Source organism: Pseudoalteromonas sp. SWN166 (genome assembly GCF_015864485.1).
In the GTDB taxonomy this organism is placed as follows: domain Bacteria; phylum Pseudomonadota; class Gammaproteobacteria; order Enterobacterales; family Alteromonadaceae; genus Pseudoalteromonas.
On record NZ_JADYXB010000031.1, the window covers coordinates 17,698 to 39,852 of the forward strand.

General features: G+C 39.1%; 17 protein-coding genes. 8 read left to right on the forward strand and 9 right to left on the reverse strand.

Going from position 1 to position 22,155, the window contains the following annotated elements; translation table 11 throughout:
• Nucleotides 1-377: 377 nt before the first annotated feature.
• The 6 genes from mioC to rpmH form a co-directional block, all read right to left on the reverse strand.
• A complete protein-coding gene (gene mioC / locus I6F49_RS15685; protein WP_197181271.1) occupies nt 378-827 on the reverse strand; it encodes an FMN-binding protein MioC in 450 nt (149 codons plus the stop codon).
• A gap of 1,104 nt (nt 828-1,931) precedes the next feature.
• Nucleotides 1,932-3,296, reverse strand: coding sequence for a tRNA uridine-5-carboxymethylaminomethyl(34) synthesis GTPase MnmE (mnmE, locus tag I6F49_RS15690; RefSeq protein WP_165729271.1), 1,365 nt, complete (start codon nt 3,294-3,296; stop codon nt 1,932-1,934).
• Nucleotides 3,297-3,431: 135 nt separating this feature from the next.
• A complete protein-coding gene (gene yidC / locus I6F49_RS15695; RefSeq protein ID WP_197181272.1) occupies nt 3,432-5,069 on the reverse strand; it encodes a membrane protein insertase YidC in 1,638 nt (545 codons plus the stop codon).
• 8 nt (nt 5,070-5,077) lie between these two features.
• Entirely contained in the window at nt 5,078-5,353 is a 276-nt protein-coding gene (gene yidD, locus I6F49_RS15700) for a membrane protein insertion efficiency factor YidD (protein ID WP_008138026.1), read from the reverse strand.
• A 129-nt stretch (nt 5,354-5,482) separates the two neighbouring features.
• Nucleotides 5,483-5,905, reverse strand: coding sequence for a ribonuclease P protein component (gene rnpA, locus I6F49_RS15705; protein ID WP_197181273.1), 423 nt, complete (start codon nt 5,903-5,905; stop codon nt 5,483-5,485).
• A gap of 7 nt (nt 5,906-5,912) precedes the next feature.
• A complete protein-coding gene (rpmH, locus tag I6F49_RS15710) occupies nt 5,913-6,047 on the reverse strand; it encodes a 50S ribosomal protein L34 (RefSeq protein WP_004335215.1) in 135 nt (44 codons plus the stop codon).
• A gap of 518 nt (nt 6,048-6,565) precedes the next feature.
• Here rpmH and dnaA point away from each other — a divergent pair.
• The 7 genes from dnaA to I6F49_RS15745 all read left to right on the forward strand — a co-directional run bounded on the left by dnaA (nt 6,566) and on the right by I6F49_RS15745 (nt 16,254).
• Nucleotides 6,566-7,954, forward strand: a complete 1,389-nt coding sequence (gene dnaA / locus I6F49_RS15715) for a chromosomal replication initiator protein DnaA (protein ID WP_010555148.1) — start codon at nt 6,566-6,568, stop codon at nt 7,952-7,954.
• A gap of 13 nt (nt 7,955-7,967) precedes the next feature.
• Nucleotides 7,968-9,071 carry a DNA polymerase III subunit beta gene (gene dnaN, locus I6F49_RS15720; protein ID WP_024599960.1) on the forward strand — a complete coding sequence of 368 codons (1,104 nt, stop codon included), beginning with the start codon at nt 7,968-7,970 and terminating at the stop codon, nt 9,069-9,071.
• A gap of 15 nt (nt 9,072-9,086) precedes the next feature.
• Nucleotides 9,087-10,181 (forward strand): DNA replication/repair protein RecF, encoded by a 1,095-nt coding sequence (recF, locus tag I6F49_RS15725; protein ID WP_197181274.1) that lies wholly within the window; start codon nt 9,087-9,089, stop codon nt 10,179-10,181.
• Nucleotides 10,182-10,193: 12 nt separating this feature from the next.
• Nucleotides 10,194-12,620, forward strand: coding sequence for a DNA topoisomerase (ATP-hydrolyzing) subunit B (gyrB, locus tag I6F49_RS15730; RefSeq protein WP_166421266.1), 2,427 nt, complete (start codon nt 10,194-10,196; stop codon nt 12,618-12,620).
• 135 nt (nt 12,621-12,755) lie between these two features.
• Nucleotides 12,756-13,658, forward strand: a complete 903-nt coding sequence (gene glyQ / locus I6F49_RS15735) for a glycine--tRNA ligase subunit alpha (protein WP_007584197.1) — start codon at nt 12,756-12,758, stop codon at nt 13,656-13,658.
• Between the two features lie 2 nt (nt 13,659-13,660).
• Entirely contained in the window at nt 13,661-15,730 is a 2,070-nt protein-coding gene (gene glyS, locus I6F49_RS15740; RefSeq protein WP_166421267.1) for a glycine--tRNA ligase subunit beta, read from the forward strand.
• A gap of 74 nt (nt 15,731-15,804) precedes the next feature.
• Complete coding sequence (locus I6F49_RS15745; RefSeq protein WP_197181275.1) at nt 15,805-16,254, forward strand: hypothetical protein; 450 nt, start codon at nt 15,805-15,807, stop codon at nt 16,252-16,254.
• Nucleotides 16,255-16,368: 114 nt separating this feature from the next.
• Here I6F49_RS15745 and tusA read toward each other — a convergent pair whose 3' ends face one another.
• Nucleotides 16,369-16,608: a sulfurtransferase TusA gene (tusA, locus tag I6F49_RS15750; protein WP_024591281.1), complete on the reverse strand. Its 240-nt coding sequence runs from the start codon at nt 16,606-16,608 to the stop codon at nt 16,369-16,371.
• A gap of 153 nt (nt 16,609-16,761) precedes the next feature.
• Here tusA and I6F49_RS15755 point away from each other — a divergent pair, with 153 nt between their 5' ends.
• Nucleotides 16,762-18,726, forward strand: a complete 1,965-nt coding sequence (locus I6F49_RS15755) for an RNA-binding domain-containing protein (protein WP_197181283.1) — start codon at nt 16,762-16,764, stop codon at nt 18,724-18,726.
• Nucleotides 18,727-18,801: 75 nt separating this feature from the next.
• On the opposite strand, the gene fadA is transcribed toward I6F49_RS15755, so the two are convergent.
• Nucleotides 18,802-19,971, reverse strand: coding sequence for an acetyl-CoA C-acyltransferase FadA (gene fadA, locus I6F49_RS15760; RefSeq protein WP_197181276.1), 1,170 nt, complete (start codon nt 19,969-19,971; stop codon nt 18,802-18,804).
• A gap of 4 nt (nt 19,972-19,975) precedes the next feature.
• On the reverse strand, nt 19,976-22,135 hold the full coding sequence (gene fadB, locus I6F49_RS15765) for a fatty acid oxidation complex subunit alpha FadB (RefSeq protein WP_197181277.1): 2,160 nt from the start codon (nt 22,133-22,135) through the stop codon (nt 19,976-19,978).
• Nucleotides 22,136-22,155 lie beyond the last annotated feature (20 nt).

Sequence of the window (22,155 nt, forward strand, 5' to 3'; positions counted from 1 at the left end):
CTACCTAGAAATTGGCAGAAGATAAATGATTAAACAAAGGGCAAGATCTAAGTATGTGATCTCTAATAATATAAAGGATCTTTTAAAGAGATCTTTTATTACTATTACTACTACTGATCGACTTTTCTGTTGATAAGGTTTAGATCTTCATTTAAAACATGAAATTAGATCAGATCTAAAGGTGTTAATATGATCGGATCATCCAGCAAATAAGCTCTGATCAAAAAGGCACTTTATGCACAGGGTTGAATCAGTTGGATCTTATCCAATGGATAAGCATGCTTTAAAACGCAGTTTATTCAATCTTTATCCACAAAACCTAGTAAATTATTAGTAAATTGTGGGTAACTTTATATATAACTTTTTACTTGATCTATCTATTTTATGCCTGTTTGAGCTATCCAAGAGTCTAACCATGTTAATGCAGTGTCTTCTGGTAGTGCTTCATCGAGAATATTAAGCTCTAAACGTTCTGCTACTTTTATAGCGCCTTTTTGAGTTAATAAGGCATCTATATTACGTCCTGCTAGGTTATAAGTGTCATAACTAGTGTCGCCTAAAGCTATTACTGAATATTTTAATTCAGATAAATCATCTGCTTGAGTTACATCTTCAACAAAATTAATAAGATTTTCAGGGTAATCACCTGCACCATAAGTTGATGTGCAGATTAACCAAATGGTATTTTGCTGATCAATATCGCTAAATTCAGGTTGATCATGTAGTTGCGTAGTAATACCAAGGTTATTAAGCGCGTCGCTTAATTGCTCTGCAACATACTCGGCTGATCCCATTTGGCTGCCGACAATAAGATTTACTGAACTCATGAATATTAGTGATCACATTGGTTTTAATTGCCGCCTATGATAACTGAGTGAGGATAACAGTAAAGTTAAGAGTGCTTTTTTGTATAACTATTTTTGCGGTAATTTTACACTCATTCAGAATTGTGTCTTTAAGTTGTTGATAATATAGTGTTTAACAAATTATCTTTAAATGTAATCTTCTTATCAAGTTGTTGATAACGGTGGGGAAAGCTCTGCTTAAACTGGTTTTTAGGTTGTTTTATATTCGCTAAGTTATTGATATTACTTGTCAGTAAAGAATTAAATTGTAAATATCTCAATTAAAAATACATGTTGATCATAATGTGGATATAAAGCCTGTTGATAACCTTAAATTTAGATCGAAAATAATTTTTAAAAATGATCTAATAAAGGGGATCTAATGAAATTAATTAAAAATAAGTTCATAAATAGATAAATTACAATTGATCATGAGGTTTTTGCAGCTGATTTACCTAGTTTTGGTATTTATTTGAGCTGAAAATTAGGTATTGTGGATAAGTGATCTCGGTATTTTTAATTTTATGCGAATTTAGAGCTGCTATTTTTATTAATTTTGCTGGTGGAGTAAGCAGATCAAAAGTTTTGAATACTTAGCAGTTGAGTTATTTTATTTAAAAATCACAGTGATTATCAAATTATATGTTGTCAAAAGTAAGCTTTTTAGAGTACTAATCAGTGTTTTTTAGCTCTTTAATTGAGCGAATAGCATCATCTTTTGCGTGTATGAGGTGTGTTTTAGTGCATTTTTGTGAGCCAAAGTAAGTATAAGGAAGCCATTTATAACTACTTTTTGTATGACATATAACGCTATTAAAGCGCGCGGTTGTTTGAAAAGGCATTGGTTTTAGTCTTAATAATAGGTGTAATTTGTGCTATTAATTCCCCCAATAAGCACTCTCAGTATTGCCTACTCTATATAATCTGACCTCTCTTAGCACGTAACAAAGGTAGTTTTGGATATGATTTTATTGGCAGTAATTTGCAGGCATCAGGTGTATAAATACATATTTTACAGCAGAATATTTTACATAAAAAAGAGCACCTAAGTGCTCTTATAATAAAAATATATCTGTAATAGGGTGTTTATTTACCAATACAAAACGAGCTAAATATTTTGCCAAGTAGGTCATCTGAGGTAAATTCGCCTGTAATTTCATTTAAATGCTGTTGTGTTAAACGCAGTTCTTCAGCGAGTATTTCACCAGCAATGTGCATTTCTAACTGTGTTTTACCCGTTTCTAAATGATACGCAGCACTTTCTAGTGCATCTAAATGACGACGGCGCGCCATAAAGCCACCTTCTGTTGCGCCTTGAAAGCCTATACACGCTTTTAAATGCTCGCGAACAAGTTCAATACCGTCAGCATTTTTAGCACTTAAGCTGATTACCGGGTATTGTTGCTCTTGCTCCATTCCGACTATGTCGCCCGATAAATCAGCTTTATTTCTGATGACCGTAACTCCCATACCTTCTGGTAATTTTGCCATAAATTCAGGCCAAATTTTGTGCGGGTCAGTATCTATAGTGTCAGTGCCATCAAGCATAAATAAAACGCGGTCGGCTTGGTTTATTTCATCCCATGCACGCTCAATACCTATTTGTTCTACTCTGTCTGGGCTTTCACGTAGGCCTGCTGTATCTATAATATGCAGTGGCATACCATCTATATGTATATGCTCTCTTAGTACGTCGCGAGTGGTACCGGCTATTTCTGTTACGATTGCGGCTTCACGACCGGCTAGAGCGTTAAGCAGGCTTGATTTACCCGCATTAGGGCGACCTGCAATAACAACACGCATACCTTCGCGCATGATGCTACCTTGCTTGGCTTGGTTGGTTACAGTGTTAAGCTGAGTAATAATCGCGTCTAAGTCGCCTGACACTTTACCATCTGATAAAAAATCAATTTCTTCATCAGGAAAATCTATTGCCGCTTCTACATACATGCGTAAGTGAATTACTTTTTCTACGAGTGTTTCTATGTGCTTAGAAAATTCACCTTGGAGAGACTGTAGGGCGCTTTTAGCGGCTTGCTCGCTCGTAGCATTAATTAAGTCGGCGATGGCTTCAGCTTGTGTTAAATCAAGCTTGTCGTTCATAAATGCGCGCTCAGAAAACTCACCAGGCTTTGCTAAACGAACGCCCTCTATTTTACTAATTTCTTTAAGTAACATATCCAGTACTACAGGACCGCCGTGGCCTTGTAATTCAAGTACGTCTTCACCAGTAAATGAGTTAGGACCTGCAAAGTAAATGGCAATACCTTGATCAAGTTGCTCGCCAGCAAGGCTTTTAAATGGCACATAATCCGCGTAGCGAACTTTAGGTATTTTACCTACTACTTTTTCGGCGACACTTTTAGCAAGGCTACCTGAAACGCGAATAATACCAACACCACCACGTCCAGGTGCTGTTGCTTGTGCTGCAATTGTATCTTGATTGATCATGCTATTAATTTGCCAACGATGAGTAACTTTATGCCCGTATTGTAACCTATCGATTTATTTGTAGCGAATAGCTGTGGTGAAAAACAGGCAATAAAAAAGGCGCCCGAAGTCGCCTTTATATAAGTAGGAGCTTAGTTAGCCTCTTACTTTAATTCCTTTCTTTTCCATGCCACGGTAGATGATTAACATCTGGACAATAGAAATAAGGTTAGACACTAACCAGTAAAGAACTAAACCAGATGGGAACCATAAGAAGAATACAGAGAAGATAACCGGCATAAAGGTCATCATTTTTTGCTGCATTGGATCAGTAACCGTCATAGGTTGTAGCTTTTGCGTCACAAACATACTCGCACCAAATAATATTGGTAGTACGTAGTACGGGTCTTGTGCAGAAAGGTCATTTAACCAAAAAATAAATTCAGCATGGCGAAGTTCAGTAGACTCTAAGAATACGTAAAACAAGGCTAAGAAAATTGGCATTTGTAGCAAAATAGGGAAACAGCCACCCATTGGGTTAACTTTTTCTTTTTTGTACATTTCCATAGTTGCTTGGCCGAACTTTTGACGGTCATCACCAAACTTTTCTTTAAGTGCTGCCATTTTAGGCTGTAGGGCACGCATTTTTGCCATTGAAGTGTATTGCGCTTTTGTAAGTGGGTACATTAACGATTTAACGATAATAGTGATGGCAATAATTGCTACACCCCAGTTACCTAAAATGCTGTGTAGCCATTTTAGCAATACAAATAAAGGTTGCGAAATAAACCATAACCAACCGTAATCTACAGTTAGGTCTAGGTCTGGGTGAATAGCTTCAAGAATATCTGACTCTTTAGGGCCCATATAATAAGTAGCAGTTAGTGTTTTTTCACTACCAGCTTGAATATTAACAGCAGGGTCTTTAGCACCAATAATAGCGGCATTACTTTTTGTAATTAAGCTATAAATTGTATTTGATTGATCTTGCATTGGAACCCAAGCACTTACAAAGTAATGCTGAATAAAGGCAACATAACCACCTTGTGTACTTTTATTTAGGTTTTTGTCAGCCATATCAGAAAAACTATACTTTTCGTAAGGTTCTTCATCAGTACCGTATGCAGCACCTAAATAGTTTTGATCAACCATGCTGCCTTTTTCTTGTACGGTACGCTTAATTTGCGTGTATAGCTGTACTTGAAGTGGTGTGCTTGTTGTATTGTTAACTTTGTATTCTAAACCAACATCATATTGACCTTTTTTGAATACGTACGTCTTAGTAAAGTTAACACCATTACTATCAGTAAACTGAAGTGGAACGCGAAGCTCATCACCCGTTAAGGTATATGTTTTTTGTTCGGTACTATAAGTAGGGCGACCATTAGCTGATGCATCAGGGCCATTTAAGCCAATTAAGCCACTTTGTGAAAAGTATTGTCTACCTTCAATAAGCTCACCAAGAAGCATATAAGGTGTGTCGCTACCTTTGGTATCTTCATACTGAAGAAGATCTGCTTCAACAATATCACCGCCTTTGGTGTCAATTTTAACTTTAAAAACGTCAGTAGTGATATTAATTACAGAACGTTTAGCTAAAGTTGCTGAAGCGGGTAAACCTGAATCTGACGATGAAGGAATATAATCATCTGACTCTGGTGAATTTGCTTGTAGTGTTTGTGTTGTGGCACTTGGATCGACTTTAGGCTTGTTGTAATCATTATCCCATTCTTGGAACAATAAAAACGACACTAGCATTAGGCCAATTAATAAAAACGTGCGTTGCGATTCCATAACAGCTCTTATTTCTCGTGTTGGTGGTTAATATGGGTTAATTTTTCAGGAACGGGGTCGTCTCCGCCTGAATGTAAAGGATGGCATTTTAATATGCGTTTTAAAGCTAACCAACTACCTTTTACCGATCCATGCAATTTAATTGCTTGAATAGCATAACTAGAACAGGTTGGATTAAAACGACAATGCGGACCTAACAGCGGGCTAATCCACTTTTGATAACCGCGGATAAATAACACTAAACAAAAAGTTGGTAAAGCAACAAGTGGTTTAAGTAACCTCATGATGTTTATGCCCCTACTTAAGTTTAGTGAGATAGATATCATGTATTTAAAGACTCAATTAGAAATTTTAAATGCATGATTAAAAGGTGAGCTAAAGATACATTAATTAACCCTGCAATTCTATTGCAATTAGGGTTGTTTGTTAGATTTAGCTGATTTGTTTGGGCGTTTCTTAAAAGGTGGCGGTTTTGGTGCACCTGGTTTACAGCGTTCGTTAATTTTTCGCCATAATTTAGTAAGTTGTTTGGTTATTTCTTCATTAGACTGCTCATCAATACCATTTTTAACCATAAGCACAATATCAATATTATCGATGCTGTGTTGATTTAAACGAAAACTTTCGCGAGCGAGACGTTTAATACGGTTTCGTTGGCATGCCTTTTTTACACGTTTTTTAGCAACAGTAAGACCTAACCGAGGTTTTTCTTGGTCATTTGGTTTAGCTAATAGAGTAAAGAAAGGAGTTGCAGCCCGAGCGGGTTCATTAAATATGCGAGAGTAATGCGAGGGAGTTAACAGACGTAACTCCCTGCCAAAGCTAAAGTCTTCCACTTATAAATTAAGCAGAAAGAACTTTGCGGCCTTTAGCGCGGCGACGTGCTAATACTTTACGGCCATTTACAGTTGCCATGCGAGCACGGAAGCCGTGTGCACGTTTGCGTTTTAAAACGCTAGGTTGAAAAGTTCTTTTCATAACAATCTCATCCGATCGGTTAAAGTTAAAACATCCTATACAGGTCGCGATCCTGGCATAGGTGCCATTGCGAGCGCGAGATATTATAGAGTAAGTAATGTAAAGTCAATCATAATTACGTTAAGGGTATATAACCCACCTACTACTATATAAGAGATCATATAAGGCGATCTGTTAGGATCATCATAAATAAGAAGTTTTCCACAGCCCCTGTATAAAAAGTGAATAAAAGCAGGGGAAAAGTAAATTGGATCGTAAATTTGGTTCGCGATCTTGGTGTTATTTTGTTATGATCTCCTCTCAGGATCTAAAATAAAAACTGTTTTAAATCAGCTTGTTAATGATTTTATACATCGATATCAACAATTTTATAAAAATCAATCTTTTACTTGTGGATAAAGTGTCTTCATAATACGCGGTCTTGGGTCGCTTATTGGACCATTTGAACGCAATAAATGTATGATTTATAATCATTAATGATGTGCGGGAATAAAAATTATATCTCTGGGAGTTTAACTGTGTATCTGTCGGTTTGGCAAAGTTGTTTATATGTATTGCAAGATGAGCTGCCTTCGCAGCAATTCAGTATGTGGGTAAGACCGCTACAAGCAGAAAGTACCGAAGATACCTTGACGATTTATGCACCTAATCGCTTTGTGCTTGATTGGGTGAGAGAAAAGTACCTAAATAGAATTAACGAATTATTAGTAGAGATTTGTGGTGTTGAAGCACCAAAACTACGTTTTGATGTAGGTAGTAAACCTTTATTAAATGCACAAGCTGCACCGGTTATAGAAACTCAATCGGCACCAAGTGCACACGCTTCTGCAAAACAACAGCCTCGCGAGCAAAAGCCAGTTGTTGAACCTGCACCTAAGTCAGGTTACAAATCTAACATTAAAGAAAATTATACTTTTGACAGCTTTGTTGAAGGTAAATCTAACCAATTAGCAAAAGCTGCGGCCACACAAGTTGCCGACAATCCTGGCTCTGCTTTTAACCCTGTATTTATATACGGCGGTACTGGTTTAGGTAAAACTCATTTATTACATGCGGTAGGTAATGGCATTATGGCAAATAAGCCAGATGCTAAAATTGTTTACATGCATTCAGAACGCTTTGTCCAAGACATGGTAAAGGCACTACAAAATAATGCGATAGAAGAATTTAAGCGTTATTACCGCAGTGTTGATGCATTAATGATTGATGATATTCAATTTTTTGCTAACAAAGAGCGTTCACAAGAAGAGTTTTTTCATACCTTTAATGCATTGCTCGAAGGTAACCAACAAATCATTTTAACCTCTGACCGTTATCCTAAAGAGATTGAAGGCGTTGAAGATAGGCTTAAATCACGTTTTGGTTGGGGATTAACAATCGCGATAGAGCCACCAGAGCTTGAAACGCGCGTTGCTATTTTGATGAAAAAAGCCCAGCAAAGTAAGATTAACTTACCACACGAAGTTGCTTTTTTTATTGCCAAAAAATTACGCTCGAACGTACGTGAATTAGAAGGTGCACTTAACCGTGTAATTGCTAACGCTAACTTTACCGGTCGTCCAATTTCTATCGATTTTGTAAAAGAAGCGCTTCGCGATTTACTTGCCTTGCAAGATAAACTGGTTACCATAGACAATATTCAGCGCACCGTTGCTGAGTACTATCGAATTCGTATATCAGATCTGTTATCTAAGCGCCGCAGCCGCTCTATAGCGAGGCCGCGCCAAGTAGCTATGGCATTATCTAAAGAATTAACTAATCACAGCTTACCTGAGATTGGTGACGCATTTGGTGGACGCGATCATACGACCGTATTACATGCATGTCGTAAGATAAAATCACTACGTGACGAAAGCCACGAAATTAAAGAAGATTACCAAAACTTAATAAGAACATTGTCATCTTAGGGCTGACTTTATTATGCAAATAACAATATCAAGACAACAATTTTTAAAGCCATTGGTGCAAGTGTCGGGCGCAATAGAGCGCAAACACACGTTGCCAATTTTATCTAACGTTTTGTTAGTGGTAGAAAACGGACAACTTTCAATGACGGGTACTGACCTTGAAATTGAATTAGTTTCTGGCGTATTTGTAGGTGATGATATTGCCGATACAAAACTAACGTTACCCGCTAAAAAGTTACTCGATATTTGTAAAAGTCTACCAGATGGTTCGGACATTACTTTAAGCTTGCAAGAGCACCAATTACTTTTAACTAGTGGTAAAAGCCGTTTTTCATTAACGACTTTATCTGCTGATGATTTTCCAAATTTAGAAGAGTGGGATGGAGAAGTTGAATTTCAACTTACTCGTTTAGAGTTACGTAAGTTACTCGAAAGCACGCATTTTTCAATGGCCAATCAGGACGTACGTTATTACCTAAATGGTATGTCGTTTGAAGTAGATAATACCGATATAAAAACAGTAGCAACAGATGGTCACCGTTTAGCTATAGCGCAAAAGCAATTAACGCAATCGCTTAATACTCAACGCCAATTAATTATACCTCGCAAAGGTGTGCAAGAAATTATGCGTCTTATGGTCGCTGATGATGAATTGGTAACAATTCAGTTTGGTGCCAACCATATTCGTATTATCGATCTTGAGTTTACATTTACAAGTAAACTAGTTGATGGACGTTTTCCTGATTACCGTCGTGTATTACCGCGCGGTGGCGACAAAGTAATTACAGCTAACCGCGAATGGTTACGAAATGCGTTTCAACGTGTGTCTATTTTATCTAATGAAAAGTTTCGTGGTGTACGCTTAAACTTATCAAACGGCTTATTAAAAATTACGGCTAACAACCCAGAGCAAGAACAAGCTGAAGAAGTTGTTGAAGTAAGTTACGAAGGCGCAGACCTAGAAATAGGGTTTAACGTGTCTTACGTATTAGACGTACTTAACACTCTAAAAACAGAAGACGTACTATTTACATTAGCCGACTCAAATAGCAGTGCCTTAATTGAAGGCGCTGGTGATGAAGAAGCAATGTATGTTGTTATGCCTATGCGTTTATAAGATTATAAATACATAATGAGCTTAAGTCATTTGAGCCTCAAATATTTTCGTAATATTGAGGCGCTGACGTTAGAACCAGTCAACGGCGTTAATATAATTTATGGTGAAAATGGCAGCGGAAAAACCAGCCTTTTAGAGGCTATTTATTACCTTTCTCACGGCAAATCTTTTCGTACTCCAAAACACAAATGTATTATTGCGCATCAGCAAGAGCAGTTTGTAATTCACGGACGAAAAACGATACACGACTTATCTATTCCAATTGGTATTAGTAAAACCCAAACGGGTGAAACTAATTTAAAAATTCAAGGTAAGGCGAGCCGTAAAATATCTGAGCTAGCTCAGCTTATGCCTGTACAAATTATCACACCAGAGAGTTACTCCTTATTTTTTGGTGGGCCGAAAGAGCGCAGAAAGTTTTTAGATTTAGGTTTGTTCCACGTGGAACATGAGTTCTTTTTTTTATGGCAGTCATTTAATAAAGTACTTAAACAACGCAATGCGTTGTTAAAAACTAAGCCAAAGAATTATTTTGACCAAATTAAGTTTTGGGACAAAGAATTTGTTAGACTGGCTGAAGAAATAAATAAATTAAGATTGGCGTATATAAGTAGGTTTAAGCAGCAATTTTTTGATAAAATGTGTGCAGAATTAACGCTTGTACGTGATTTAGAAATGACCTTTAACGCAGGTTGGAAAGAGACTGAATCTCTTGCAGATGCGTTAGAGCAAAACTTTGAGCGAGATGCTCGCCAAGGGTTTACAAGTAAAGGCCCTCATAAGGCTGATTTTAGTTTTAGTGTCGCTGGCAACAGTGTAGAGAATACGTTCTCACGCGGTCAATTAAAGTTACTATTGTATGCGTTAAAAGTTACGCAAAATAGCTTAATTGAGTCAGAGACAGATAAGCAATCTATATTGCTAATAGATGATCTACCTTCAGAGTTAGGCGAAGATACAAAAGAGAAAGTGGGTCAATTACTTGCTCACTGCAGTTCTCAAATTTTTATCTCTTCAATTTTGTCTGAAAGTATTTCTGCTGTGGTGGAACCCATGCAACGAGAACTACAAATGTTCCACGTGAAACATGGCAACCTAATAACAAGATAAGTGGGATTAACCATGTCTGAGAATTATGACTCGTCGAGTATTAAAGTACTTAAAGGATTAGACGCAGTAAGAAAGCGTCCTGGAATGTATATTGGGGACACCGATGATGGCACAGGCTTACACCACATGGTGTTTGAGGTCGTTGATAACTCGATCGATGAAGCCTTAGCAGGTCATTGTGATGATATTTACGTAACGATTCACTTAGACGGTTCTGTCTCAGTACGAGATAACGGTCGTGGTATTCCAACTTCTATCCATGAAGAAGAAGGCGTATCAGCAGCCGAAGTTATTATGACGGTACTTCATGCCGGTGGTAAGTTTGATGATAACTCTTATAAAGTATCAGGTGGCTTACACGGTGTTGGTGTTTCTGTTGTAAATGCACTTTCAGAAAAGCTAAAACTTACAGTTCGCCGTGAAGGTAAACTTCATGAGCAGTTTTACACTATGGGCGTTCCAGATGCACCTCTAGCTGTTATTGGTGAATCGGACACGACTGGTACAGAACTACGTTTTTGGCCAAGTGGTGAAACATTCACAAACTTAGATTTTCATTACGAAATTTTAGCTAAGCGTTTACGCGAGCTTTCATTCCTAAATTCAGGTGTGAGCATCATTTTAAATGATGAACGTGAAGAAAATAAATCTGACCACTTTAAATACGAAGGCGGTATTCAAGCTTTCGTTGAATACTTAAACCGTAATAAAACACCTATACATAAAGGTGTATTCCATTTTACTCACGAGCGTGAAGAAGATGGTATTAGCGTTGAAGTATCAATGCAGTGGAATGATGCATACCAAGAAAACATTTACTGTTTTACAAATAATATTCCACAACGTGATGGTGGTACTCACTTAGCCGGTTTTAGATCAGCGCTAACACGTACACTTAATAACTACATGGAAAAAGAAGGCTTTAACAAAAAAGCTAAAACAACCAGCAATGCTACCGGTGATGATGCCCGTGAAGGCTTAACGGCTGTTGTAAGCGTTAAAGTTCCTGATCCTAAGTTCTCATCGCAAACTAAAGACAAGCTTGTTTCAAGTGAAGTTAAGTCTGCAGTTGAACAAGCAATGGCTGAAAAATTCACTGAGTTTTTATTAGAAAACCCAACTGATGCCAAAATTGTCGTAGGTAAGATTATTGATGCCTCACGTGCTCGTGAAGCGGCGCGTAAAGCCCGTGAAATGACACGTCGTAAAGGTGCAATGGACTTAGCAGGTTTACCAGGTAAGCTAGCTGATTGCCAAGAAAAAGATCCTGCCCAATCTGAACTATATATAGTGGAAGGGGACTCTGCTGGCGGATCAGCCAAGCAGGGACGTAACCGTAAAAACCAAGCTATTCTTCCGCTTAAAGGTAAAATCTTAAACGTAGAAAAAGCACGTTTTGATAAAATGTTATCTTCGCAAGAAGTAGCAACACTAATTACTGCATTAGGGTGTGGTATTGGTCGTGACGAATATAATCCTGAGAAATTACGTTATCATCGCATTATAATCATGACCGATGCGGACGTGGATGGTTCTCACATTCGTACGTTACTATTAACATTCTTCTATCGCCAAATGCCTGAAATTGTAGAGCGCGGCTATATTTACATTGCTCAACCACCACTTTATAAAGTGAAAAAAGGTAAGCAAGAGCGTTATATTAAAGATGACCCTGCATTAGTTGAATACCTAACATCGCTTGCTCTTAATGGTGCAGCGTTGTATGCAAGTACAGATGCACCTGCTCTTGAAGGTGAAGCACTAGAGTCAATAGTTCACGATTATCAAAACACAGTTAAAGTAATTGAGCGTTTAAAGCGTAAATACCCTAACACGGTAATGGAACGCTTAATTTATCAAACAGAATTGAAAACTGATGACCTTTCAGACGAAGCTAAAGTAATTGCTTGGACTAAAGTGTTGGTTGACGACCTGATTGCACGTGATGAAGATGCGACTATTTTCCATGCTGGTACAGAGCATGATGCTGAGCGTAATATGTATTACCCGGTTGTGAATATTCGTCAGCACGGTGTTGATAAAGCGCACGTACTTCATTATGACTTTATTGCGTCACGTGACTACCAACGCATTGCTGTGACTGGTACTAACATCGCAAACATCCTTAGCGAAGGTGCATATATTCAACGTGGTGAGAAAACAAAACCTGTTGATAACTTTGTGGATGCTTTGGAATGGTTGATCACAGAATCGAAGCGCGGGATCTATATTCAACGCTATAAAGGACTGGGCGAAATGAACCCTAGCCAGCTGTGGGAAACTACAATGGATCCTAGTGCTCGTCGTATGTTACAAGTAACTATTGAAGATGCTGTTGGTGCGGATCAATTGTTTGCAACCTTAATGGGCGATCAAGTAGAGCCTCGTCGTGAGTTTATTGAAAATAACGCACTACGTGTAGTTAACCTAGACGTGTAAAAATATTACTTACATTGAAAAAGGAGCCTAATGGCTCCTTTTTTATTTTCTACACAAACTGCTTAAAACCTGAGTGTACACACGGTATACTAAGGGTAATTTTCACGCTACTTCTTAGATAGTAAAAAGCCAAATATGCAAAAATATGACGTAAAAACCTTTCAGGGTTTGATCCTGGCTTTACAGGATTATTGGGCGCAGCAAGGCTGTGTCATTATTCAACCACTTGATATGGAAGTGGGCGCAGGGACATTTCACCCGCAAACTTTTTTAAAGTCTATTGGTCCAGAGCCAATGGCGAGTGCATACGTGCAACCGTGTCGTCGTCCTACCGATGGTCGTTACGGTGAAAATCCAAATCGCTTACAACACTACTACCAATTTCAAGTAGTTTTAAAGCCATCGCCAGATAACATCCAAGAGCTTTACTTAGGCTCTTTAGCGGCTATGGGTATAGATACGCTAACTCACGAAGTTCGCTTTGTAGAAGATAACTGGGAATCACCTACGTTAGGTGCGTGGGGCCTAGGTTGGGAAATTTGGTTAAACGGCATGGAAGTAACGCAGTTTACCTACTTCCAACAAGTTGGCGGTATTGAGTGTTCACCAGTAACGGGTGAGATCACTTACGGCCTAGAGCGTTTAGCAATGTACATTCAAGGCGTAGATAGTATTTACGACTTAGTATGGGCAGACGGTCCACTAGGGCGCGTAACCTACGGCGACGTGTTCCATCAAAATGAAGTAGAGCAGTCTACTTATAATTTTGAACACGCAAACGTAGAAGACTTATTTGCTCAGTTTGATAAATGTGAAGCAGAGAGCCAAAAGTTAATTGAAGCAAACTTACCACTACCGGCTTACGAGCAAGTAATGAAAGCATCGCACGCATTTAACTTACTAGACGCACGCCACGCTATTTCGGTAACCGAACGTCAACGTTATATTTTACGCGTTCGTGCGTTATCAAAAGCGTGTGCACAAAGTTACTATGACAAACGCGAAGCGCTTGGTTTCCCGCTGTGTAAGGATAAGTAAGTATGTCAGCACAAAATTTATTAGTAGAAATTGGCACAGAAGAGTTGCCACCAAAAGCGCTGCGTAAATTAGCAGAAGCTTTTGCTGCAAACTTAACTGCAGAGCTAGAAACACTAGAGTTAGCACATCAAGGCGTAAGCTGGTATGCATCGCCTCGTCGTTTAGGTTTACAAGTAAAAGCGCTTGAAGCTAAGCAACAAGACAAAGAAGTTGAAAAACGTGGTCCAGCTACTAAAGCCGCATTTGACGGTGACGGTAATCCAACAAAAGCAGCAATGGGTTGGGCGCGTGGTTGTGGTATTGAAGTAAAAGATGCACAAACACTTGAGACTGATAAAGGCGCATGGTTATTGCACATTGCTAAAGTAGCAGGGCAAGAAACCAAATCGCTAATGACAGGTGCAATTACTAAAGCGTTAGCTAAATTACCAATTCCTAAGCCAATGCGTTGGGGCGCGAATAAAACACAATTTATTCGTCCTGTGCATACAGTTACTATTTTATTTGGTGATGAGCTACTTGAAGGCGAGATCCTTGGTAAGAAAATAACTAACCAGCTTCAAGGTCATCGTTTTCATCACCCAGAAAAAATTAGTATTAACCATGCAGACGACGTTTTTGACGTACTTAAATCGGCTTACGTTATTGCCGATTACGAACAACGTAAAGCGCAAATTCGTGCACAAATAGAAGAGGCTGCAAAAGCAGTTAACGCTGTTGTTGCAATGGATGAAGATTTACTAGAAGAAGTAACATCACTTGTAGAGTGGCCAGTTACTTTAACGGCAACATTTGAAGAAGCATTTTTAGATGTACCAGCCGAAGCGTTAATTTACACCATGAAAGACGATCAAAAATATTTCCCGTTATTAGATCAAAACGGCAAACTTTTAAATAAGTTTTTGTTTGTATCTAACATCGAAAGTAAAGATCCTAGCGTCGTTATATCAGGTAACGAAAAAGTAGTACGCCCACGTTTAGCTGATGCACAGTTTTTCTTTGAAACAGATAAAAAGAAAACTCTAGAAAGCCGACTAGAATCGCTTGATAGCGTATTGTTCCAAAAGCAACTTGGTACGCTTAAAGATAAGTCTGCGCGTATTAGTGAGCTTGCAGGTTATATTGCTGAGCAATTAGGTGCTGATAAAGCATTAGCAGAGCGTGCTGGTCTATTAAGTAAAACAGACTTAATGACTGAAATGGTAATGGAATTTACCGACGTGCAAGGTGTAATGGGAATGCATTACGCTCGCCATGACGGTGAAGCCGAAGATGTAGCCATAGCGCAAAACGAGCAGTACATGCCACGCTTTGCAGGCGACAACTTACCTACAAATTTAATTAGCTGCGCAGTAGCGATTGCTGATAAGTTTGACACGCTGGTGGGTATTTTTGGTATAGGCCAAGCACCAAAAGGTGACAAAGACCCATTTGCTCTTCGTCGTGCCGCTATTGGTGCTCTTCGCATCATGGTAGAAAAAGAATTACCACTTGATATTTTAGACCTAGTAGCTAAATCGCAAACATTGTTTGGCGACAAGTTAACTAACTTAAATGTATCAGCTGATGTATTTGAATTTATGCTAGGGCGCTTCCGTGCGTGGTATCAAGACGAAGGTATTGAAGTAGACGTAATTCAAGCAGTGCTTGCACGTCGTCCAACTAAACCTGTTGATTTTGATCGCCGTGTTAAAGCCGTAAGCCATTTCCGCACATTAGACGCAGCAGAAGCGCTTGCAGCCGCTAATAAGCGCGTAAGTAATATTCTGGCTAAAAACGACATTACCAGCCAAGGTAACGTTGATGAGAGCTTATTAAGCGACGACGCCGAAAAAGTATTGGCATCACAAGTAGCAAAATTTGCAACTGACCTTGCACCACTTTACGCAGACGGTAACTACCAAGAAGCATTAAGCCAATTGGCGGGTATTCGTGAAAGTGTTGATAACTTTTTTGACAACGTAATGGTTATGGCCGACGATGAAGCAGTTAAGCAAAATCGTCTTGCGCTATTAAGCCAGTTAAGCGGATTGTTTTTAGGTATTGCAGATATTTCTGTTTTACAAAAATAACACCGATTAGCAATTTTAAAAGCCAGCGTTTTGCTGGCTTTTTAGTTTTCACTGTACGCAAAGGATACCCATTGATGATTTCTATGAAACGAATTTTAACCTTAGCAATTGCTGGTTTACTTACCGCATGTACTAGTCAAATTTCGATTAACGATGTATTGCCACAACAAGATCTAGATAAAACAATTTACCTAAGAGGCGACTTTACGCTTTGGGATGCTGAACCGCAGTATCAATTTATGCCAGTAGGCACTGCGCTTTATCAAGCCGAAGTAAAGTTTTCTAGCCCTGGTAAAGTGTACGAATTTAAAATAGCAGATGCCGATTTTAGCGAAGGTTACAACTGCGGTTACAGCGATGCACAACCTGCAGGGCAAAAACTAACACTCGGCCAACCTGCAGTTGCCGATTGTAATACTATTTATAATTACTTTAGCTACACGCCAGCAATAAAAGGCACATACATAGTAAGTATTGATTACAGTGACTATGATAAGCCACAAGTGACGATAACGAAGAAGTAACAGCTATAAATGGAAAGTTATCAGCCGATTTAATTTAGAAACACGTTAGATAAGAGTTAGTACAAATTCCTGATAGTTGATAGTTGATAGTTGATAGTTGATAGTTGATAGTGGTTACAACCCTTTCTTGACGACATATCTATATGGTGTTTCGTCCGCATCTTTAGCTACCAGAGTGTGGTCCATAAACGTACAAAAACTTGGAATATCTCGAGTAGTTGATGGATCATCAGCGGTTACTAATAGCGTCTCACCATCACTCATTTTACGGATGGCAGCACGTACCATCATCACAGGTTCTGGGCAACGAAGGCCTATGGCATTTAATTGATGATCGGTGTTATCAAAGCTCATGGTTAGCCTATTAGTGAAAGTAACGAATAATATGGCGTCTATTCTAGCTTTGATATATAAATAAATAAAGCTGTACTAGAATTGTTCCTAATATAAACTTTGCTTTTAATCTACTAAGAGCAGTGTAGATAATTTAGAAAAGAATTGAGATTTATGTTCCAGATTACTGATGAAGAGGACTTACAGGCACTTTCTGAGTCTGAAGAGTTAGAGTTTAAATTAGCTCAGGGTAAAGATGGTAAAGGAAAATTACCAGATGACTTTTGGCCGACTTATAGTGCAATGGCTAATAGTCGCGGTGGCTATGTTGTATTAGGGGTAAGAGAGAAAAAAGGCTTATTGTCCATCGCTGGTATCCAAGATATAGCTCTTGTTCAAAAACAGTTATTTGATATTGCAAATAATAAAGCGAAAGTTAATATTAATTTATTATCAAACGATGATACCCAACAAATTACAATAAATAATAAAAATCTATTAATAGTAAAAATACCCTCGGCAAAACGAGAGAGTAAGCCTATTTTCTTGAATAATCAGCCAATGAAAGAAACTTATGTTCGATTACACGAAGGTGATCATCGTTGTGATGAAGAGCAAGTTAAAAGAATGATGGCTGAACAGGTTGAGAGTTGTAGAGATGATAAAATTTTAAAAGGGTTTAACTTCGATGATATAGATTTAGATAGCTTGAAGGCTTATAAAAATTTATTTTCAGTAGCCAAGCCACAACATACTTGGTTGGAGTTAGATCTTTTTGAAATGTTTAAGAAGTTAGGTGGTTGGAGAAAAGATAGATCGTCAGAAGAGGAAGGTATAACCCTAGCTGGGATTTTAATGTTTGGCACGTGGGAAGCTATTCAGGAAGCGATGCCAAACTACTTTGTTGATTACCGTGAGCGAGATGAAGCAAATACAGAGCGCTGGATAGATAGGCTTTATCCTGATGGCTCTTGGTCAGGCAATATTTTTGACTTTTACAGACGAACTTATAGAAAGCTAACTACTGAACTTAAAGTTCCCTTCGACCTTCAAGGTGGAGTTCGTCTTGATGATTCTAAAGCGCATGAAGCAATTCGGGAAGCCTTGGTAAATACACTTGTTCATGCCGATTATACTGGTAGAAGCTCTATTTTAATTGTTAAACGCCCCGATTTATTTGGTTTTCGTAATCCAGGTCTAATGCGTGTACCTCCTGAGTTGGCTGTGAAAGGTGGTGAGAGTGACTGCCGAAATCGTAGGATGCATCAAATGTTCTTAATGATAGGTGCAGGCGAACGTGCCGGTTCAGGTGTTCCAAAAATATATAGTGGGTGGAAATGGGCTAATTGGAGAACACCAAAACTTTATGAGAAGCATATTCCATCAGAACAAACTCTGCTGGAACTATCTACGGTCAGTTTGATTCCAAAAGAAATAACAGAGCTCTTAGCTTCTTTGTTTGGAGATGCATTTTATTCTCTTAATGAATTAGAGCAAATGATTGTAACAACAGCTGCTATTGAAGGTTGGGTGAACCATGAACGCTCCTGTCAACTCACAAGCAAACATTCAAGAGATGTAACTTTAGCATTACCGCGACTGGTAGATAAAGGTTTCTTAGTTTCAAGCGGAGAAAAGAAAGATAAATCCTATAGCTTACCGGGAATGGAGCTACCATCACCAGAAGATGTATTCACAAATACGTTAACCCAGTTTAATAGGTTAACGCATACCGTAGATAACTTAACGCATAATAGTTCTAGCTTAACGCATAAGGATTCCGAATTAGATAAGAACCCTGTTAAGAGAGATGAAAAAGGAAGATTTATCAGTGAGATGATAGATAAGCCATTTGTTGATAAGTTAGATACTTTAACAGAGTTTTATAGGGCTGAGCTTAACGCATTAGGGGCTACAGCTAGAGAGCAGAGGCGTTTAGATGTCGATACTATGAAGCAGATAATATGTAGGTTATGCAAAGGGCACTATATATCAGTCTCAGTATTAGAAGCTTTACTTGATCGCAAACCTCAAAGTTTAAGACAGAACTATTTAAAATCTATGGTTTCAGATGGAGTTCTCAATATGGCATTTCCATATAAGCCTAACTCTCCAATGCAGGGATATACAACAAGCTAGCTAATAAAAAAGGCGAACTGAATAAAATCAGTCCGCCTTTTTAATCACCAAGATGGTTTTACATGTTCAAACTAATTAGTCTTGAACACGTTCAAATACAGTTGCAATGCCTTGGCCTAAACCAATACACATAGTTGCTAAACCGTATCGTACATTTTTGTCTTCCATTAAGTGAATAAGCGATGTGCTAATACGCGAACCCGAACAACCCAGAGGGTGACCAAGTGCGATTGCGCCGCCATTTAAATTCACTTTTTCGTCAACAACATCCATTAACCCTAAATCTTTCATTACAGGTAATGATTGAGCTGCAAAGGCTTCGTTAAGCTCTACTACGCCTAAGTCATCAATTGTAATACCGGCTTGTGCAAGTGCTTTTTTACTTGCTGGTACTGGGCCGTAACCCATAATTGATGGATCGCAACCAGCGACTGCCATTGCTTTAATGCGCGCACGAATTGGTAAGCCAAGTTCTTTTGCTTTTTCTTCGCTCATTACTAACATTGCAGATGCGCCGTCAGAAAGTGCAGAAGACGTACCGGCTGTTACCGTACCCGATGTAGGATTAAACACAGGGCGAAGCTTTGATAGGCCTTCTACTGTTGTTTCTGGACGAATTACTTCGTCGTCTTCAACTAATATAAGCGAACCATCTGCTGCGTGGCCTTCCATTGCTAATATTTCGCGGCGGAAACGGCCTTCAACAGTTGCAGCTTGTGCACGTTGATGTGAGCGATAAGCAAATTCATCTTGTTGCTCACGGCTAATGCCATGAAGCGTTGCAAGGTATTCTGCTGTTAAGCCCATTGAGCCCGATGCTTGTGCAATCGTTGTTGCTAAGCCTGGGTGAAAGTCGTTGCCGTGAGTCATAGGTACGTGACCCATGTGCTCAACACCACCAATTAGGTAAGTGTCGCCAGCGCCGGTCATTATTGCGCGTGCAGCGTCATGCAATGCTTGCATTGACGAGCCACATAAACGGTTAACCGTTACAGCAGGTACGCTGTGCGGAATACCGGCAAGTAATGCTGCGTTACGTGCTACGTTAAAGCCTTGCTCTAATGTTTGTTGTACACAACCCCAATAAATATCGTCAATTGATGCTGGATCAACTGCTGGGTTGCGATCAAGTAAGCCTTTCATTAAATGTGCGCTTAAGTCTTCAGCACGTTTATGTTTGAATACACCACTTTTAGAGCGACCCATTGGTGTGCGGATACAATCTACAATTACTGGATTATTCATGATATTAACCTTCCACCTTATAGAAAACACGACCTTCTTCGGCCCACTTGCGAGTTTGCTCAGATACTTGGTAAATCGCACCTAGGTGAGCGTATTTGTCTGCTGCTGCAACAAAGTTAGCTAAACCAGTTTGATCTAAGTAACGGAACGCGCCGCCTCTAAATGGAGGGAAACCAACACCATAAACTAATGCCATATCTGCTTCTTGCGGAGAGGCAACAATGCCTTCTTGCAAACACAGTAGCACTTCGTTAATCATTGGAATCATACAACGGTCGATGATTTCTTGTTTATCAAATTCTTTTGGTGCGTCTGTAATTGGGCTTAATAGCTCAACTGCTGTCTCGTCATGAGACTTTTTGAGACGACCGCGACGATCTGTTTCGTATTTGTAAAAACCGGCTTTGTTCTTTTGACCAAAACGTTTTTCGTTGGCAAAAATAGTCACAGGGTCTTTATCAGCACGAGCCATACGCTCAGGGAAACCGTCAGCCATTACGCCAGTACAATGGAACGCTGTATCAATACCTACAACATCAAGTAAGTAAGCCGGACCCATAGGCCAGCCAAATACGTTTTCCATTACTTTATCTACTTTTGCAAAGTTAGCGCCTTCAACCACTAATTTGCTAAAACCTGCAAAGTAAGGGAATAAAACACGGTTTACAAAAAAGCCTGGGCAATCGTTAACAACAATTGGTGATTTACCTAATTTAAGCGCGTAATCAACTACTGCATTAATTGTTTTATCTGAGGTTTTTGCACCACGGATAATTTCTACTAATGGCATTTTTGGCACTGGATTAAAGAAGTGCATACCACAGAAGTTTTCTGGCTTATCTAGCGCTTCTGCTAGTAAATCAATACAAATAGTCGATGTGTTTGAAGTAAGTACAGTGCCTTCTGGCATGTTCTTTTCAAGATCAGCGAGTACTGCTTGCTTAACTTTAGGGTTTTCTACTACCGCTTCAACAATAATGTTGGCGCTTTGTAGGTCTGAATCGTTAAGTGTTGGTTTGATTTTGCTAAGAGTTGCCAACATTTTTTCCATTGGCATGTGGCCACGCTTAACTTTTGCACCTAATAACTTAGACGCTTCACCCATACCTAAATCAAGCGCATCTTGTTGGATGTCTTTCATTATAATAGGTGTGCCTTTATAAGCAGACTGGTATGCAATACCGCCGCCCATAATACCTGCACCTAGTACAGCTGCTTGTTTAATTTCTACATCGCTGTGCTTAGCAAATTTACGTGCTTTACCTTTAATGTATTGGTCAGCTAGGAATATACCTGTTTGAGCTGCTGCTTCTGGTGTACGTGCTAATTTAGCAAAGTTGGCATTTTCGATTGCCATTGCTTCATCGCGAGTACAGTTTGCCGCTGCTTTAATAGTACGTACAGCCATAACCGGTGCAGGATAGTGGCCTTTGGTTTTACCCATTACCATACCTTCTGCCATTGCAAAGCTCATGCCTTGCTCAACACGGTTTAATTTAAGTGGCTGTAGTTTTACGTTACGTTTTGCTTGCCAATCTAGCTTGCCAGCAATCGCAAGTTCAAGCGTTGATACACTTGACTCTAAAAGTTTGTCAGTACTAACTACCGCGTCAAATGCACCTACTTTAAGGGCATCTGCTGCGCGATTTTCTGCGCCAGAGGTAATCCACATCATTGCGTTATCGGCGCCAATGATACGTGGTAAGCGCACTGTGCCACCGAACCCTGGCATTATGCCAAGCTTAACTTCTGGTAGGCCCATTTTAGCTGTTTCGCTTGCTATACGATAATCGGTAGCAAGTGCCCACTCACAACCACCGCCAAGTGCCATACCGTTTATAGCGGTTAGGGTTGGGAATGGTAAATCTTCGATTGCATCAAAAACGTCTGTTGCGTTTTTGATCCACGTTACTAGTTCTGCTTCTGGTTTAGTAAACGTTGGTAAAAATTCGAAGATATCGGCACCAATAATAAAGTGCTCTTTATCACTGGTAAAAATCATGCCTTTGATATCAGTATTAGCGGCTAATTCTTTTAATGCTGCCGCGCAATCTGAAAGAGTTTTTTGAGATAATGTGTTTACAGAACCTGCAACACAAAACTTAAACTCGGCGATGCTTTCCTTTAGGAAGCTAACTTCAAAGGAATCGCTTTTATATAACATTATTATTCTCCCTAGTTGAC